Source organism: Streptomyces sp. NPDC104106, from assembly GCF_055584345.1.
This window is the reverse complement of the sequence record NZ_JBVJMF010000003.1, coordinates 366663-381618: the sequence shown is the minus strand read 5'-3', so window position 1 is coordinate 381618 and position 14956 is coordinate 366663. Positions and strand designations below refer to the sequence as shown.

16 protein-coding genes and 3 pseudogenes are annotated in these 14956 nt (G+C 72.1%); 9 read left to right on the top strand and 10 right to left on the bottom strand.

All coding sequences use genetic code 11. The annotated features are described in order from the left end of the window. Positions 1-75: 75 nt before the first annotated feature. Positions 76-486 carry a hypothetical protein gene (locus ACZ60X_RS09075; RefSeq protein ID WP_469595267.1) on the top strand — a complete coding sequence of 137 codons (411 nt, stop codon included), beginning with the start codon at positions 76-78 and terminating at the stop codon, positions 484-486. Positions 487-612: 126 nt separating this feature from the next. Here ACZ60X_RS09075 and ACZ60X_RS09070 read toward each other — a convergent pair whose 3' ends face one another. From ACZ60X_RS09070 to ACZ60X_RS09060, 3 genes are all read right to left on the bottom strand, one after another. Further along, positions 613-1695, bottom strand: coding sequence for a S1 family peptidase (locus ACZ60X_RS09070; protein ID WP_469595264.1), 1083 nt, complete (start codon positions 1693-1695; stop codon positions 613-615). Between the two features lie 421 nt (positions 1696-2116). Next, positions 2117-2764, bottom strand: coding sequence for a methyltransferase family protein (locus ACZ60X_RS09065; RefSeq protein WP_469595261.1), 648 nt, complete (start codon positions 2762-2764; stop codon positions 2117-2119). Positions 2765-2906: 142 nt separating this feature from the next. Further along, positions 2907-3476: a helix-turn-helix domain-containing protein gene (locus ACZ60X_RS09060; RefSeq protein WP_469595259.1), complete on the bottom strand. Its 570-nt coding sequence runs from the start codon at positions 3474-3476 to the stop codon at positions 2907-2909. Positions 3477-3523: 47 nt separating this feature from the next. Here ACZ60X_RS09060 and ACZ60X_RS09055 point away from each other — a divergent pair, with 47 nt between their 5' ends. The 4 genes and pseudogenes from ACZ60X_RS09055 to ACZ60X_RS09040 all read left to right on the top strand — a co-directional run bounded on the left by ACZ60X_RS09055 (position 3524) and on the right by ACZ60X_RS09040 (position 6474). Further along, positions 3524-4051, top strand: coding sequence for a GNAT family N-acetyltransferase (locus tag ACZ60X_RS09055; RefSeq protein WP_469595256.1), 528 nt, complete (start codon positions 3524-3526; stop codon positions 4049-4051). 34 nt (positions 4052-4085) lie between these two features. Next, positions 4086-4442 (top strand): MerR family transcriptional regulator, encoded by a 357-nt coding sequence (locus tag ACZ60X_RS09050; protein WP_469595253.1) that lies wholly within the window; start codon positions 4086-4088, stop codon positions 4440-4442. After that, a pseudogene (locus tag ACZ60X_RS09045) lies at positions 4370-5258 on the top strand (GntT/GntP/DsdX family permease); the annotation flags it as partial. The gene ACZ60X_RS09050 and the pseudogene ACZ60X_RS09045, both read left to right, overlap by 73 nt. A gap of 148 nt (positions 5259-5406) precedes the next feature. Beyond that, positions 5407-6474: an alpha/beta fold hydrolase gene (locus ACZ60X_RS09040; protein WP_469595251.1), complete on the top strand. Its 1068-nt coding sequence runs from the start codon at positions 5407-5409 to the stop codon at positions 6472-6474. Here ACZ60X_RS09040 and ACZ60X_RS09035 read toward each other — a convergent pair. Beyond that, positions 6440-7054: a TetR/AcrR family transcriptional regulator gene (locus ACZ60X_RS09035; protein ID WP_469595249.1), complete on the bottom strand. Its 615-nt coding sequence runs from the start codon at positions 7052-7054 to the stop codon at positions 6440-6442. The two genes, ACZ60X_RS09040 and ACZ60X_RS09035, sit on opposite strands and share 35 nt — an antisense overlap. An 88-nt stretch (positions 7055-7142) precedes the next feature. Beyond that, positions 7143-8147 (bottom strand): 2-dehydropantoate 2-reductase, encoded by a 1005-nt coding sequence (locus ACZ60X_RS09030; protein WP_469595247.1) that lies wholly within the window; start codon positions 8145-8147, stop codon positions 7143-7145. A 181-nt stretch (positions 8148-8328) separates the two neighbouring features. Between ACZ60X_RS09030 and ACZ60X_RS09025 the strand changes: the two genes are divergently transcribed. Next, complete coding sequence (locus ACZ60X_RS09025; RefSeq protein WP_469595245.1) at positions 8329-8535, top strand: hypothetical protein; 207 nt, start codon at positions 8329-8331, stop codon at positions 8533-8535. A 456-nt stretch (positions 8536-8991) separates the two neighbouring features. On the opposite strand, the gene ACZ60X_RS09020 is transcribed toward ACZ60X_RS09025, so the two are convergent. Next, on the bottom strand, positions 8992-9627 hold the full coding sequence (locus tag ACZ60X_RS09020) for a hypothetical protein (RefSeq protein ID WP_469595242.1): 636 nt from the start codon (positions 9625-9627) through the stop codon (positions 8992-8994). Between the two features lie 525 nt (positions 9628-10152). Next, a complete protein-coding gene (locus ACZ60X_RS09015) occupies positions 10153-10644 on the bottom strand; it encodes a peptidylprolyl isomerase (protein ID WP_469595239.1) in 492 nt (163 codons plus the stop codon). A 988-nt stretch (positions 10645-11632) separates the two neighbouring features. Between ACZ60X_RS09015 and ACZ60X_RS09010 the strand changes: the two genes are divergently transcribed. Then, a complete protein-coding gene (locus tag ACZ60X_RS09010) occupies positions 11633-12130 on the top strand; it encodes a GNAT family N-acetyltransferase (protein ID WP_469595236.1) in 498 nt (165 codons plus the stop codon). Between the two features lie 27 nt (positions 12131-12157). Here the strand turns inward: ACZ60X_RS09010 and ACZ60X_RS09005 are convergent, their stop codons facing one another. Then, entirely contained in the window at positions 12158-12607 is a 450-nt protein-coding gene (locus tag ACZ60X_RS09005) for a HEAT repeat domain-containing protein (RefSeq protein ID WP_469595974.1), read from the bottom strand. A gap of 30 nt (positions 12608-12637) precedes the next feature. Next, positions 12638-13232, bottom strand: a pseudogene (locus ACZ60X_RS09000) (B3/B4 domain-containing protein); the annotation flags it as partial. Here ACZ60X_RS09000 and ACZ60X_RS08995 point away from each other — a divergent pair. Together ACZ60X_RS08995 and ACZ60X_RS08990 are read left to right on the top strand one after the other, a co-directional pair. Continuing rightward, positions 13230-13465: pseudogene (locus ACZ60X_RS08995) on the top strand (XRE family transcriptional regulator); the annotation flags it as partial. The pseudogenes ACZ60X_RS09000 and ACZ60X_RS08995 sit on opposite strands and share 3 nt — an antisense overlap. Before the next feature lie 39 nt (positions 13466-13504). After that, complete coding sequence (locus ACZ60X_RS08990) at positions 13505-13801, top strand: DUF1330 domain-containing protein (RefSeq protein ID WP_469595233.1); 297 nt, start codon at positions 13505-13507, stop codon at positions 13799-13801. Positions 13802-14273: 472 nt separating this feature from the next. Here the strand turns inward: ACZ60X_RS08990 and ACZ60X_RS08985 are convergent, their stop codons facing one another. Then, complete coding sequence (locus tag ACZ60X_RS08985) at positions 14274-14900, bottom strand: TetR/AcrR family transcriptional regulator (RefSeq protein ID WP_469595231.1); 627 nt, start codon at positions 14898-14900, stop codon at positions 14274-14276. Between the last annotated feature and the right edge of the window lie 56 nt (positions 14901-14956).

Genomic DNA, 14956 nt, shown 5'->3' with positions numbered 1-14956 from the left:
CTGTCCGCCGCGATAATAGTTGCGGCGTTACGCAAAACGGCAACCGCATAGCACCTGACCACGGGGAGGGCATGTATGACCACCACACGCCGACAGGGCCGCAACGGCCGTGCGGCAGCCGTACTTCTGACGCTGCTGCTGGGCCTCGGCCTGGCGGTCACACCGGCTACCGCCGCGCCAGCCGCCGCCCGGCAGGCCACGGGGGCCGCGACGACCGGGACGACCGGGACGATCACCGGCACCGTACGCGCCGGCGCGGCTGTTGCGGGCACCGTCTCCACGACCCGTCTCAGGCACACCACTTCCACACATCGCGCGTCGGCGGTCCACCTGCGCAAGACGAGGACCAAGAAGAAGAGCTTCCTCAAGAGGCTCGGTATCTTCCTCCTCGTCGTCGTGATCCTCGTGATCGTCTTCGTCGTCCTGGTCGTCTGGCTGCTGGTCCACCTCGTCCGCCGGCTATTCCGGGGCAGGCGCGCACGCTGAGGACCGGTCGGGAGCGGCTGCGTCCCTGGACACGAAGAAGCCTCGACCAGCCCTGACGGAGGGCTGGTCGAGGCATCAAGCACGTCGCGTTCCCGCGACCGGCACGGCGTCGCGGTCACCCGCGGGTTACGGCAGAGTGGCTCCCTCCGCGCTCAGCGCCGCGGGCACCGGCTGGAAGAAGGTCTCACCGCCGGACGTGCAGTCACCGCTGCCGCCCGAGGTCAGACCGATCGCCGCGTCGGAGTCGAAGAGCGCGCCGCCGCTGTCGCCGGGCTCCGCGCACACGTTGGTGTCGATGAGCCCGGAGACGGAGCCCTCCTGGTAGTTGACGGTCGCGTCGAGCCCGTTGACCGTCCCGCTGTGGACCCCTGAGGTACTGCCGCTGCGCGTGACGGACTCGCCCACGTAGGCGTCGGCGGCGTGGGTGATCTGCTGGCTGCTGCCGTCGTAGAGGTCGACAGCGCTCGGGTGGTCGCTGCCGGCGTCGTCGTACTGGACCAGGGCGTAATCGGTGCCGGGGAACTGCGAGTCGACGGTCTGGCCGACCTCCCCGCCGCCCTGCGAGTCGGACCAGGTCGAGGAGGCGTTGCCGCAGTGTCCCGCGGTGAGGAAGTACGGCGCGCCGTTCACGGTCACGTTGAATCCGAGGGAGCAGCGCACGCTGCTGCCCCAGATGGCGTCGCCGCCCGCGAGGAACGGCTTGAACGCGGAGGCGGCCCGGCGTACGACCACCTTGTCACCGAGGGAGTCGACCACGGTGTTCAGGCGGGCGCGCTTCGCCCCGGTGACCGTCGGGTCGACGGTCACGACGACCTTGTCCTGACGGGGGTCGATCGACCAGGCGGTGCCCGCTATCCGGGCCCGCTGGGTCAACGTGCTGAGCGCTCCCCGGAGTTGAGGGGTGGAGTAGCGCACGGTTCTCGGAACGGCACCGGTGGCACGGACGCTGCCGGCCGCGGACGGGTCGGTGATGTTCACGACGAACTGGTGGGCCGCGGTGTCGTAGTAGGAACCGGCGGCACGGTCGCCCAGTCGTGCGACGAGGGCCGCGGCGGACGCGGCGCGGGCCGCGGCCGGGGTGGCCTGCAGAACGACGGGGGCCGCGGCGGCCGAGCCGACGCCGGGGAGCAGGGCCGCACCGGCCGTGAGGACGACGACGCTCGCTCCGGTGAGCGCGCGGGTGGTGAGAGCTGTTCGGCGTTGCGCCATGTGGAGCCTCCAGTGGGGGTTGCCCCGCCCACTCGCCGGGCCGGGGCCGGAGGGATGAGGGACACGGGGACGCCTCAACCCTGAGGGTCGGTCGTGCCCATGCCAAACGCCGACGAGTATGACGAGGCGCTCGCACCGCAACAAGGAAGGGTTCCGGCCGGACGTCCGTGATGACGGACCGGCGGGCGTGGTGGCCGTCCTCGCACCCGAACCACCGCCCCGGCGGCCGGCGCTCACGCACAGTGGCGATCGCCACGCCGGTGGTTCACGCTCGGTTCCCTCGCGACTGGCCGGTACCCGACCATGGCGTCCGGAATCCGGAGCAGTCGTCCCTTATTTGGAGCACTCTTGGCCCACTGATGACCTGTCCCACACAGACCGGCAACCCTCGTCCGACGGCACAGGCGGCGGAACCCGCCTCCTACCGCGGCCGCACATGGCCACGGCGGGCCACGCCGCTCGCCTGCGCGTGCCGCGGCCAGGGGATCAGGGCCGGGACCCGGGCGCGGTAGGCGTCGTAGGCAGGGCCGAACCGGCCGGCCATCAGACGGTCCTCGGCGCGGACCCGCAGCAGCAGCCAGGGAATCGCGACGGCGAGGAATGCGACCCAGACGCCGAAGCCGCAGGCCAGCATGGCGCCGACGAGGAGACCGAGCAGGCCCGTGTAGATGGGGTGGCGCACCAGCCCGTAGGGACCGTCCGTGCGCAGTTCGTGGTGCTCTTGGACCGTCGGGACGCTGGCCCACATCGTGCCGAGCACCCAACGGGCCCACAGCAGCAGGGCCGTGGAGACGACGGCGAGCACGGCACCCAGGAGGGCCAGCTCGGCCTGCCAGTACCGCAACTGGTGCCAGAAGCCCGAGGAGTGGCCGAGCAGCACCCAGAAGACGCAGACACCCGCTATGAGCAGGAGCCGGCGGGGCAGCGTGCGCCGCTGTCCGCGCCACCAGCGCCGCAGGCCGGAGTGGCTCTTCACGCCGAAGTAGAGGGCACCCACGATCCAGGCCGCGTAGAAGACCAGGAGGCAGACACCGATGAGCGCCACGAGCACCGAATGAAGCGATCCCATGCCTCAAGGGTGCTCCGCACGGGCGATGGATCACCACCCCCCACGGGTCGATGGAAGCGGCCCCGCCGTCCTCCACCCCTGGATGGACGCGGCTCGTCCGCACCCGTAGGGGATCCGTCCGGCGTGCGCTGCGCCGCGGTCCCTACCGAGCGCCCCGGGGGCGCATGATCAGCGCCGCGACGTGGTACACGCACGGCACCGGCCCGGGGTTGGCATAGCCGTGGACGACGTCCGCCGCGAAATACACCGAGTCACCGGCCGCGAGGTCCACGACACGACCGGCGAGTGCCAGGCGCAGGGTGCCGGATTCCACGGCGACGAACTCGTGGGAGCCCGGTGCGTAGGCGGGGAACTCGCCCGCGTCGCAGCCGGGGGGCAGGACCGTGCGGATCCACTCGAAGTTCACGCCCGGCACCACCGGGGTCAGGATCGTCCGGCGCCAGCCGCCCGGCTCCTCGACGATGTCCTGCTCGGCCGCGCGGCGCACGATCACACGCTGCTTCTCCGGCTCGGCGACCAGCTCGGCCAGGGGCACACCCAAGCCGTTCGCGATGCGCGCGAGGACGACGACGGTGGGCGCCTTCCGGCCGCGCTCGACCGACGACAGCATGCTCACGCTGACCTCGGCCGCGTCCGCCAGTTGCTGCAAGGTCAGCCCCAGTCCGCGCCGCGCCTTCTGCACTCGGCCGCCCAGGGCCACGAGATCGAGCATTCCACTATAATAATCACTTCATTCGCTATAGAGAAAAGAGCCCGGCAATGCCCGCACCCCGGACGCTGGTCCGACCCGCGGCCGGCGCCGACCTCAGGGCCGTCGCCGGCATCTACGAGCACTACGTCCGCCACAGCGTGGTCACCTTCGACGAGACCCCGCCGGCCCTCGCCCACTGGGAAGGACGGCTCGGCGACCTCACCGAGCGGAAGCTGCCCTTCCTCGTCGCCGAGTCGGACGGCGCGGTCCTCGGCTTCGCCTACGCCGCCCCCTGGCGCCCGAAGCCGGCGTACCGCACCACGGTGGAGGACACCGTCTACCTCGCCCCCGACGCCACCGGGCGGGGGTTGGGCACGGCCCTGCTCGAAGCGCTCGTCACCGCGTCCGCCCGCGCCGGGATGCGGCAGATGATCGCGGTCATCGCCGACACCGGCAGCGACGCCTCCCGCGCCCTGCACCGCCGCTCCGGCTTCACCGACGCCGGCCGCCTGGTGGATGTGGGTCACAAGCACGGCCGGTGGATCGACACCTTCCTCATGCAGCGGGAGCTGACCACCGGCCGTTGCCGCCCTTGACCTCAAGCGCTTGAGGTACGTTCCGCTGTCGCCCGTGACGACCAGTGGGCACCGCCGGTACAACGACCGTGACCTCGACAGGCTGGAGGTGCCGTCCTGTCTCCGCGCGGTCGGCCTGGGCAACGAGGACACGCGTGCCTGTCCGGGCAACCGGGCACGCGGCCGGGAGGCCGCGGCCGAGCAGCGCGACCTGCCGCTGCGGCACGCCGAACGGATCGAGGCGGAGATCACCGCCCAGCGGGCCGGGCTCGGCCACCTGCGCGAGAAGGCGACGCTGGGGAACGCCCACGACCGTGGCGACACGGCCGCCGAGGCATCCTGCACAGCTTCCTGCCGCCGCACCCCGGTCCGACCGCCGCCGCCACGACCTTCCACGCCTCGGTCGGACTGACCCTGTTCTACGGCCTGTTCATCGCCGTCCCGGCCGGTGCGCTGGTCGCGCTGGTATGGCCGCGCCTTCCCGTTCATCCGGAGGATGACCCCCTCCATACCCACCGGCCTGGTCAGTGACCGTGTCTTCACGGAGGAGGAGATGCCGAGCATGGGCTGGTCGGTGGTGGCCCTGCTCCCCGTGGTGCTCATCGCCGGAGCCGCGGTGACCGAGCTGGCCGACTCCGGGTCGGGGCCCGTGCTGCACTTCATCGCGTTCATCGGTTTGGCGCCCGTCGCCCTGCTGCTCACCCTGGCCGTCGCGATCCGGGCGTTCGGCCCACGGGCCGGCCGGAGCCTGGAGGAGGTCAGCGCCTCCTGCCGGTCCGCCGCCCAGCCCATGGCGATGATCCTGCTCGTGATCGGTGCGGGCGGCGCGTTCAAGCAGGTCCTCGTGGCGGGCGGGATCTCGGACTACATCAAGCACACAGCCCCCGGCTGGTCCCTGTCGCCGATCGTCCTCGCCTGGCTGATCGCGGTCATCCTCCGCGTGGCCCTCGGCTCGGCGACCGCTGCCGTCGTCACCGCCTCGGGTGTGGCCCTGCCGCTGCTCGCCGGCAGCGGAGTCCACCCGGAGATCACGGTGCTCGCCATCTCCTGCGGCTCGATCGCCTTCTCGCACGTCAACGACCCTGGCTTCTGGATGTTCAAGGAGTACTTCAACCTGTCCGTCATCGACGCGCTCAAGGCACGCACCACCTACACGACCGTGCTCTCGATCCTCGGCCTCGGCGGTGTCCTCGCCATGCAGTCGATCCTCGACGCCCTCGGCGTGTGATTCCCCGCGCGGGCCACGCCGGTGACGGCCGTGACGGCGAGCGGCGCTCTTAACGCAGGATTCTTGCGTTAGCTTCGACGCGGGTCTACCATCGGACTCAAGACTCCTAACGCAGCTTTCCTGCGTTAACCCGACCGGAGGAGCACTCATGGCGTACCAGTGGGAGATCGACGTTCAGGACCTGTTCGGCGAGCGGTACCCGCAGATGGTCAACACCGGCCTGCCGGTGGAGGACGTGGACGCGGTCCGGTCCGCCATCACAGACATGTGGCCCGACCGGCCCGGCGGCTGGGTGTACGAGTGGTCGGAGCTGGCCGCCCGTTACGCGGGCGACGGACAGCACCGGCGGGCCGCGCTCGCCTATGGATGGGCGAAGTTCCCCACTCCGGCCGACGCGGCCAAACAGACCGCCTTGACGCGGCAGTTGGAGCAGTACGAACTGGCCGCGCCGTCCTTCGAGGTCGCCTTCGAGCGCCGGGTACTGAAGGTCCCGCACCGCGGCGGGACCACGGCCGTGCCGGTGCATCTGCTCACCCCGCCCAAGACCTCCGGGGACGACACGCCCGTACTGCTGGCCAGCGGCGGCGTGGACACGTGGAAGATGGACATGCACGAGCTGTTGGAGGCCTTCGCCCTGCACACCGGCATGCGCGTGCTCGCCTTCGACATCGCCGGCACCGGCGAGAGCGAGGTTCCGATGAGCGCCGACGGCGGCGCCGAGATCGTGCGTGCCCTCATCGACACGTGCCGCTCACTGGGCGACGGACGCGTCGTTCACCTCGGCCTCTCGATGGGCGGGCATTTCGCCGCTCGCTCCGGGCTGGCCGGCGAGGTGGACGCGGCGATCGACTGGGGAGGCCCGGTGGAGCACTCCTTCACCGCGGGCCGCGGCTTCGCCTACGGCATGGACGGCATCATCGGCAACGCGCTCGGTTTCGACCACGCGCCCGCGGAGGACGAACTCGCCCGCCTGTGGCCGTCGTTCAGTCTGCGCACCCTGCTCGACCGGGACGACAACGCCCCCATGCTCGTCGTCAACGGCGCCGACGACGTCCACGTGCCCCAGCAGGACACCCTCGTCTTCCGCGGCCGCCGCGACACGGAGGTACACCTCATCCCCGGCACCGGGCACTGCGCCACGTCCAAGATGTCCGAGGCCGTCGCCATCATCCTGGAATGGCTCAGCCGCGAGCCCTGGGCGGCCCGTCTGCCGTAGCGCCGACCCCGGCGACGACCAGGTCGGCGAGCCGCTCCGGCAGGCCCTCCTCCAGTGGCTGATGCGTCAGCAGGACACGGAAGTGCAGGGGCGCGATCAGCATTTCGAGCACCGTGTCGACGTCGACGGTCCCGGGCACTTCCCCGCGCGCCATGGCGCGCTCGACCATCACGCCGGCCAGATCCCGGCGGGTCTGCCAGAACCGCGACCGGGCCTCGCCGAGCGCCGGATCGTCACCCGCACTCGCCAGAGCGTGGAGCAGCGCCTTCCCGAGGGGGCTGGACAGGTACTCCAGGAGTTCACCGGCGAACGCGGACAGATCCCCGCGCAACGATCCCGTGTCGGGGATCGGCAACTCCTCGTCGCTGAAACTCAGCAGCGCGTCGACCACCAGCTTTTCCCGGGTGCCCCAACGCCGGTACACCGACGTTTCGTGCACGCCCGACCGCGCGGCCACCTCCGCCACGCCCACCCCGTCCACGCCCTTCTCGCCGAGAATGTCGAGTGTGGCGTCCAGAACGGCACGGCGGACGCGGGCCGAGCGCCCCCCGGGGCGACGGCGGATCTCGGGATCGGTCATGCCGACCAGCATAAGGCAACGCCACTTGCGTTAGCGCGGCTGCGGCCGCCCGGTCCACCGCGGTGATCGCTAACCCATGGACCTCGCGTCAGCGCGCCGCGCGCACCTCCGCGTACAGCTCCGGCCCGGTCCATGTGCGCGGCGTGGACTCCGCCTCGTGCACGAGGGCGACGAGACGCGCGTTCGCGGGAGCGGTCAGCCCGTGGGCGGCGGCGAGGGCGACTATCTCACCTTGCAAGGAGTCGATCTCCGTGCGCCGGCCGCGCTGGAGGTCCTCCCACATCGAGGAGCGCGCGTGTGCGTCGATCCGGAGGGACGCGGCGGCCACCCGGCGGAAGAGGGCGTCGGGCAGCCCGAGGATGTACGGGGTGACGGCGGGCGAGGTGGGGCCGAGGCGCGCGGGAGCGATCCCGGCGGCGCGGTACGCGGCGAGGGCTTCGCGCTGGCACAGGGCGAGGCAGCGGCGGTACGCACGTCGGCCGAGCTGGTCGCGCAGCGGCAGCCCCGACAGGGCGTTGACGGCGTTGTTGAGGTTCAACAGCAGCTTGGCGTGTTGCACTTCGGACATGTCGGTGCGGGCCTCGACGGCCAGACCCGCCGCGCGGAAGGACGCGAAGAGCGAGTCGTCGGGCTCGGTCATGAGCGTGCCCGGCATGCCCTGGTGCACGGTGCCCGGCTCGGACCGCACCACGTTGTAGGGCACCATCCCGGCCAGCACCGTGTGACCGGGCAGCGCGGCCCGCAGGGTGTCGGGGTTGTGCAGCCCGTTCTGGAAGCTCACCACGACGGCGCCGGAGGCGAGATGAGGGGCGAGTTCCTCGGCGGCGGTGGCGGTGTCGGCGGTCTTCACCGTGACCAGCACATAGTCGGCGCCGGCCGCCGCTTCGGGGCCAGTGGCCGACGTCAGCCCGTCGGGCGGGAGATGAACCGGCGGCCGGCCGGTCGTGCTGAGGGTGAGTCCCCGTTCGCGTAGCACGTCGATCGCGGCTGGCCGCCCGATGAGTGCCACGTCATGCCCGGCGGCGGCGAGGTGGCCGCCGAGGTGGCAGCCGATGCTGCCGGCGCCGAGGATGGCGAAGCGGGGCTTGGGCATGGGGGCGACTCCTGCGCGCGAACGGGGGCTGGCAGGCGCCAGCATGGCCCACGCGCGGGCCACCTGACCAGCCCCGGCTCCTGCCCGCTGCCGCGTGCTGCACGCCGTGTGCCGTAGGCCCAGCGCGGCAACAGCCGCCGGTCCGCCGCCTCCCGAAGCCTCTCCCCGCGCTTCCCCGGGCATGGCGGGCTCGTCGACGGCGCGAAGCCGGCACCGCCGGCATGAGCTTCGGCAACCTGCGGAACAGACATCGCGGAACCTGGACGACCAGGGGGCCGAACCGCTGTTCCGGCAGGCGGTCGAGCTCGGCATCACCTTCTGGGAGATCGCGAACATCTCCGGCGCCGGCAGTTCGGAGGAGATCGTCGGACCCGCCCTGCGCAGGTAGACGCGCGCGACGGCTGGACGTGCTTCGTGTCCGTGCAGGACCAGTAGAGCCTGCCGCACCGCGAGGAGGACCGGGAGACGCCCGGCCTGCTCGTCGGCCAGGGAGCGGGCAGCATCCCGTGGATCCCCTCTCGCGGCCGCCCGCGTCGCCAAGCCCTGGGGCGAACGCTCGGCGCGGTGGGCGGAGGCCAATCCGGATGCCGACTTGCACGGCCGTCGGATCTGCCTCGGCAGCGACCGGGCGATCGTCGACGCCGTACGGAAGACCGCCGAGGAGCGCGGGGTCCCATGGGGCGGATCGCGACGGCCTGGATGCTGGAGAACCCGAGTCGCCGACGCCCCGATCGTGGGCGCGACCGAGCCGAGCCACCTCGCCGACGCGGTCGTCGTGCTGCGCCCGTGTGCCCACCTGCTTCTGACACCCGAGGGACAGGGCGGCGGCGCGTCGGAGGATGGGTCACCAGTCGGTATGCGCGGCGATCCATCTGTCCAGGGCGTCGCCGTCGCCCGCCGGCGGCAGGTCGGGGCCGCAGGCCAGCGGTGTGCAGGACAGTCGCAGGTGGGTGAGGTAGCCGTAGGGGCCCTCGTCGGCCGCCGGACCCAGGATGAGGGCGTGGGTGGGGGTGCGCCAGACGCGGTGTGTCAGCGCCGGGCCGGTGCTGACGGTGAAGGACGAGACGACCGTCCGCTCCGCAGCCTCACCCAGGTGCTGGGTCACCGCCTGCGCCGCCTGGGCGAGTACGGCCTCGCAGTCCTGGGCCGTGGCCGGTCTGCGGCTGCTCCAGCCCGGGACCTGCTCCCAGGCGTCGATGTACGCGTACAGCCAGTCGGCGTTGTCCATGTCCTTGTCGTTCGGGTCGACGGGGTACAACTCGCCGAAGACGAGGAAGGACCGCGCCTCGGGCTCTCCGAACGGGGTGTGGTGGTCGCTGCAGATCACGTGGTGGTGAGCGGTGCGGAAGGAGTCGCAGACCAGCTCGTGCTCCCAGGCCCATCCGCGACGCCGCAACTCCGCGTCGAGGGCGTCGGATTCCTCACCGACGGACGACACGGTCGGCAGCGCCACGAGTTCCGCGACGGCTTCGGCGGTCAAGGGGCTGTGTACAAGGGCGTGTATGGGTAGGGCAGGTACGGATGTGGACATGTCGATCACTCTAGAGACCGCAGCGGAGTCCGCCCCATGGCCTTCGTCGGGCGTCGTCCCAGTAACACCGGTCCACAGGCGCAGGGTGAGGAGCGGCTGGCGGCACACCTCGGCAGTCAGCATGCCGTACGGGGGCCGGATCTCAGCCGCCGTCAGGTCGGCCCGCCCGTCCGTGGTGTGCCCTGATGTGTCAGGTCGTCACCGATGCCGTTGGTCGCGCCGCCCGGGTCGCTCAGGTACGCGTACCGGTGCACCTGTCACCGTCCGGCGGCATCCCTGGCACGACCCGGCGTGATGCGAGGGCGCACGGGCATCGTCCGGCTCACCTGCACCGTCGAAGGACTCGGTTCCGGCGAGGTGGCCGGTGTTCTGATCGTGGTCGTGACCGTGGCGGGGCCTGCCCAGAGCTGAGCGGTCCGGACCTGTGCCCGGGGCGGCTTGGCGCGGCGCCGCCCCGGGCACAGGCCACCGGTCTCAGACCATGCGCGCGGACACGATCGTGACCGGCTCCACCGGCACATCGCGGTGCCCGGCCCGGGACGTGGTGCTGACCCCTTCGATGGCGTCCACGACCTTGTCGCCGTCCACGACCTTGCCGAACACGGCGTATCCCCAGCCGTCCTGGCCGGGGTAGTTCAGGAAGTCGTTGTCATCGGCGTTGATGAAGAACTGCGCGCTCGCCGAATGCGGATCCGAGGTGCGCGCCATCGCCACCGTGTACTTGTCGTTGCGCAGGCCGTTCTTGGCCTCGTTCTCCACGCGCCGCGGCGCCGGCTTCTGCTGCATGTCCGCGGTGAAGCCGCCGCCCTGGATCATGAAGCCGGGGATCACCCGGTGGAAGACGGTTCCGTCGTAGTGGCCGGACCGCACATACTCGACGAAGTTCGCCACCGTCTTGGGCGCCTTCGCCTCGTCGAGCTCCAGGGTGATGTCTCCGGCCGAGGTGTTCAGCAATACTTTGGTCATCCGGCCATCGTATGTCGCAGGCCCGGTGAACCCGGGAACCGGGCCGCTGCCACAGGAACGACCACCGCCCTCCGGCCGGACAGCCGGTGAACGCGCACGGGCAGGGGCACCCCGAAAGCGGAGGTTGTCGCCGGAGGGCGGGGCCGGCGGACCTTCGCGCCGAAAGCCCCGGCCGAACTCCGGCCCCGGTGCGGCGGTTCCGCGTTCGCACGGCGCCGTCGTCAGCGTCGGCCCACGGCCTGCGCCGCGTCCCGGGGCCGGGCCGGACGCGAGGTCTCCGCGCCGCCCGACGCGGGCGACGACGGCGGGCCGGGCCTCGGCGGCCTTCCGCACCGCGTCCACCGCCGCGGCGACGTCTCGACGGCGCCGCACAGGTGTGTAGCGCGGGCTCGTGAGACACGAGGTGTCGCGGCTGCGCGTGGTGTCGTGCGGCTCGGGCGTCATCGGCGCAGGTGCCGGGGTGCGGTCGGCCGCTCGTGGCGCCCCGCCAGGTACGCGCCCGCGGCGAGGAACGCGACCACGGTGTGAAGACAGTGGCCTGGAGGCAGACGGCAGCCGAAGCGTGTCGCAGAGCAGAGGGGGACGGCGGACACGCGCGGCACAGGGCGTTGCCGAGAGCGGCGGCCGGCAGGGACGGGTCGGGTCGGGTCGGGTCGGGTCGGCCGGGATGCTCGCCGAGCACCCTGCCGACGGCGCGTGCGAGCGGAATGCCGCCGATGAGCCCGGCCTGGAGGGTTCCGGTGACAGCACCCCGGCGTTCGGGCTCGCCCATGCCCGCGGGCCTCCGCAGCAGGTTCTGCGGGGCTGCGGTGGCCACACCTGTCACCAGCGGCAGCCTGCCGCCCGGACCAGCCGCTCGTGCCGACCCGGCTCCGGCTGGCCCGGCTCCGGCTGGCCTGAATCCGGCTGGTCCTGCTGGGCGAACGCACCAGTCCGCAACGCCGCACCACACAATCGGACGACACCCGAGCGATCGAGAGGAACGACATTGGCCACCCTGCGTCAGGCCCGAGTCCACGACCACACCCCGATCGTCGCATGCGTGCAGCGGTGGTGGACGGACTCGCGCACCCCCGAACAGGCCCGGGAACTGTCCTTGCTGCTGCCCCGGTTGTTCCTCCAGTTCTTCTCCGCCACCAGCCTCGTCCTGGAGGACGGCGCAGGCGTCAGGGCGTTTCTCGTCGGCTTCGACTCGGCCGACAACGACACCGAGGCGTACATCCACTTCGTGGGCGTGGATCCCGGACTACGCGGGCGGGGCGTGGCCCGCGAGCTGTACACCGCGTTCTTCGCACGTGCCGCCCAGGCGGGACGCACGGAGGTGCGGGCCATCACCTCACCGACCAACGCGGGCTCCGTCGCGTTCCATCGCGCGATGGGGTTCGCCGCCGAGGCCGGGGACCGTGAGGTCGGCGGAGTGCCGGTGCACACCGACTACGACGGTCCCGGGCAGGACCGGGTGTGCTTCCACCGCACGATCGGGTAGGGGCTCGTCCGCCGGGGGGGGTGTACCTCAACCGGTCGCGAGCGGACGGGTCCGTTCGTAGACGGCCCCTCCGGGGACGAACCACCCCGCTTTCTTGCGCACCGCCGGGCGCGGGTCGCCGGCACGGGACGCCCTCAGGGCAGCCACGGCACGCGCGTCGGCGTGGGCGAATGTGCCGACCAGGTCGCCCGCCATCGCCCTGACGTGCGGGTCGGGGTCCGAGGCCAGGTGGTGCAGCGCGGGTCCGACGACGCGGCCCGCACCCGGCGCGCAGGTGTCGCCCTTGCACCGGTCGCAGGGCAAGAGCGTGGAAGTGCCCTCCCGGACGGCCGGGTTCTCGTGCCGCAGGCCGACGCGGACGGCGCTCAGCGCGCTCTGCCCGCGTCGGAGCAACTCGCGGTACGCCGCGACAGCGCGCGCGGGATCACCCAAGTACGAGACGAGGGCTTGGTCGTCGGTCCTGACGAATCCGAGCATGACGACGGTCTCGGGCTGTCCGGCGGTTCCCGGCAAAGGGTGGCGGAGGCGGTGCACGGCGGTCTGGTCGGCGTGCGGGGCGAGGAGGCACTGCAGCTCTTCCGCCGCGATCTCGAGGAGGTCGCCGTCCCGGTCGGCATGGAGGGTCGCCCGTACGGAGGCGACGCGGGTGGAGTCCCCCGTGATCCGGGTGCGGTGGGCGTCACGGTGGTTCCCGTGCCGGGGTCAAGACCCCCCTCGGCATCGGCCTAGATGATCTCGCCGGGCTTGTGGGTCTCGACGGTACCGGGCTCGCCGAGCGGGGTGAAGGACCCGGTGCCGGCCGCGTGCCGGATGTCGAGGTCACCGCTCACGTCGTCGAGGTCGAAGACGCCGGCGGGCAGGCCGTGGCGGACGGAGACGGAGTTGTACGAGTCGGCGGCGGGGTTGACGCGCGGCGGGCTGCCCTTCTCGGCGAGCCGACAGCCGAGCGCGTCGACACTGGGCGGGATCCGGCGGGGTCGGTGCCACAGGAGCGGTACACGGTGTGCCAGGCCTCGATCCGGGGGACGGGCCCGTCGGCGGGGGCCCAACCGCCGTCGGCGAACCGATGTTCCAGTTCCTCCGGCGCGGTCACGGTGGGCGGCTGGAGCCGGAGGAGGAATACCCGAGCCATCCCCATCAGGCCGGAGTCGTGGAGACGGTCGGCGTCACGGCCGGCCGGACGACCCTCGTCACGGCACCGAGCACACCGCGGCGGCGGCCCAGACCGCCACGTTCGACCGCGGCACACCGCACACCTGTCGCGGCTCCGGCACCGAGACCCGCCACCTGATCATGACGGTCCACCTGCCGCCCGGCCCCACCCCTGGAGCCTGACCGGTACGAGGGCAGGAGCGCGCGTGGCAGCATGAGCGCATGGCTGCCTATGTGATCTCCGAGGTCAAGGTGTTGGACGAGACGCTCGCGGACGAGTACCGGAGACTGGCCGAGGGTTCGATCAGGCGTTACGGCGGCCGCTACGTCGTGCGCGGTGCGCGACCGGACGCCGTCGAAGGCGCCTGGCCTTCCGAACGGCGCCTCGTCATCGTCGAGTTCCCCGACATGGACCGGGCGAAGGAGTGGTACGCCTCGCCCGAGTACGCCGCGGCGAGGGAATTGCGCCAGGTGGCCCTCGAGCGGCGGCTCCTCTTCGCCGAGGGCCTGCCCACGTAGCCGTTCCCCTCCGCTCATTCCTCCTTGACCGGCAGGCGTCGTACGGCGTTTGCCGCCCAGGCCGGGTGTGTGCGCAGACAGCGGCGGGCGCGCATCCGGGCTCGGGCGATGAGCACGAGGGGCCCGTGCGGCGGCCGGGGTCGGCCCGAGGCCGTTGGTCACGGCGACTTCGACATCGTCGTTGTACTGCGCCGGCAGATTGCCGGATGAAGGCGCCGAGCGTCCGCAGGAAAGGGCCCACGGCGACTATGCGCATCCGTATCGCCCACGGGCCGGGCGTGGCAGCCCCACCGGAACGTGCCGCGCGACGGGTGACACCGGCCACGGCCCCCCCGTGCGGGCTGCCGGCCGTGAGGGAGCGGAACCGGCGCGCAGGTCGCACGACGGGCCCGGACGGGACAGGCAGCGGTGGGGGCGGGCCCGCCAGACAGGCGAGCGGGCGGTGCTGCGGGGCCACCTCCCCGCGCATGGACTACGGCCGCTGTTCGCGCAGAAGCCCTTCGAGTGCCGTGAGGACATGGCCGCAGATGTCGTCCGGTTCCGCGCTCGCCAGGGGCTCCTGGCCGACCACGACCCGCATCAGACCGATGCCGAGCAGCCAGGCCATGGCGAGCTGGGCGCGCAGCTTGCTGTCGTCGGCCGAGGAGAGGGCGGCGAGCGCGGCGGCGTACTCCTCCCCCAGCGCACGGACGGTCTCCGGGGCGGCGTCGGCGCTGCCTATGGAGCGCAGGTAGACGGCCAGCAGCCGGTCCGAACCCGGTTTGCCGCCGTCCGCGAGGACACCGCGCAACGCGGTCTCGAACAGCCGGTCCGGAGGCGTGTTGCTCACCTGCTCCTTGCCTCCCTCGGCCATGACCTCGGTGAGCAGGGCCTTCTTGGATCCGAAGTAGCGGAATATGAGCGCCTGGTTCACCCCGGCCCGGCCGGCGATGTCCCGGACGGTGGCCGCCTCGTACCCCCGCTCGGCGAAGACCGCGCCGGCCGCGCGGAGGATGCGCGCGCGGGTCCCCCGGGCGTCGCGCGGGCGGGGCGGGGAGGCCTCGTGCACCGGGCCGCCGCCGGTCCGGTCCTGGTCAAGGGTCTGCTCGCTGGTGTCCACCCTGTGCTCCTTCTGCCGCCGTGTGCCCGCTCGCGCCTGCCGAGGGGCCGACAGCG

Excerpts from the sequence above, each read along its gene's own strand:
- ACZ60X_RS09035 (WP_469595249.1), bottom strand. The coding sequence starts at position 7,054 with ATGACCGATCCCGAGATCCGCCGTCGCCCCGGGGGGCGCTCGGCCCGC.
- ACZ60X_RS09075 (WP_469595267.1), top strand. The coding sequence starts at position 76 with ATGACCACCACACGCCGACAGGGCCGCAACGGCCGTGCGGCAGCCGTA.
- ACZ60X_RS08990 (WP_469595233.1), top strand. The coding sequence starts at position 13,505 with ATGGCTGCCTATGTGATCTCCGAGGTCAAGGTGTTGGACGAGACGCTC.
- ACZ60X_RS09065 (WP_469595261.1), bottom strand. The coding sequence starts at position 2,764 with ATGGGATCGCTTCATTCGGTGCTCGTGGCGCTCATCGGTGTCTGCCTC.
- ACZ60X_RS09055 (WP_469595256.1), top strand. The coding sequence starts at position 3,524 with ATGCCCGCACCCCGGACGCTGGTCCGACCCGCGGCCGGCGCCGACCTC.
- ACZ60X_RS09070 (WP_469595264.1), bottom strand. The coding sequence starts at position 1,695 with ATGGCGCAACGCCGAACAGCTCTCACCACCCGCGCGCTCACCGGAGCG.
- ACZ60X_RS09025 (WP_469595245.1), top strand. The coding sequence starts at position 8,329 with ATGGCGGGCTCGTCGACGGCGCGAAGCCGGCACCGCCGGCATGAGCTT.
- ACZ60X_RS09060 (WP_469595259.1), bottom strand. The coding sequence starts at position 3,476 with ATGCTCGATCTCGTGGCCCTGGGCGGCCGAGTGCAGAAGGCGCGGCGC.
- ACZ60X_RS09005 (WP_469595974.1), bottom strand. The coding sequence starts at position 12,607 with ATGCTCGGATTCGTCAGGACCGACGACCAAGCCCTCGTCTCGTACTTG.
- ACZ60X_RS09040 (WP_469595251.1), top strand. The coding sequence starts at position 5,407 with ATGGCGTACCAGTGGGAGATCGACGTTCAGGACCTGTTCGGCGAGCGG.
- ACZ60X_RS09015 (WP_469595239.1), bottom strand. The coding sequence starts at position 10,644 with ATGACCAAAGTATTGCTGAACACCTCGGCCGGAGACATCACCCTGGAG.
- ACZ60X_RS09030 (WP_469595247.1), bottom strand. The coding sequence starts at position 8,147 with ATGCCCAAGCCCCGCTTCGCCATCCTCGGCGCCGGCAGCATCGGCTGC.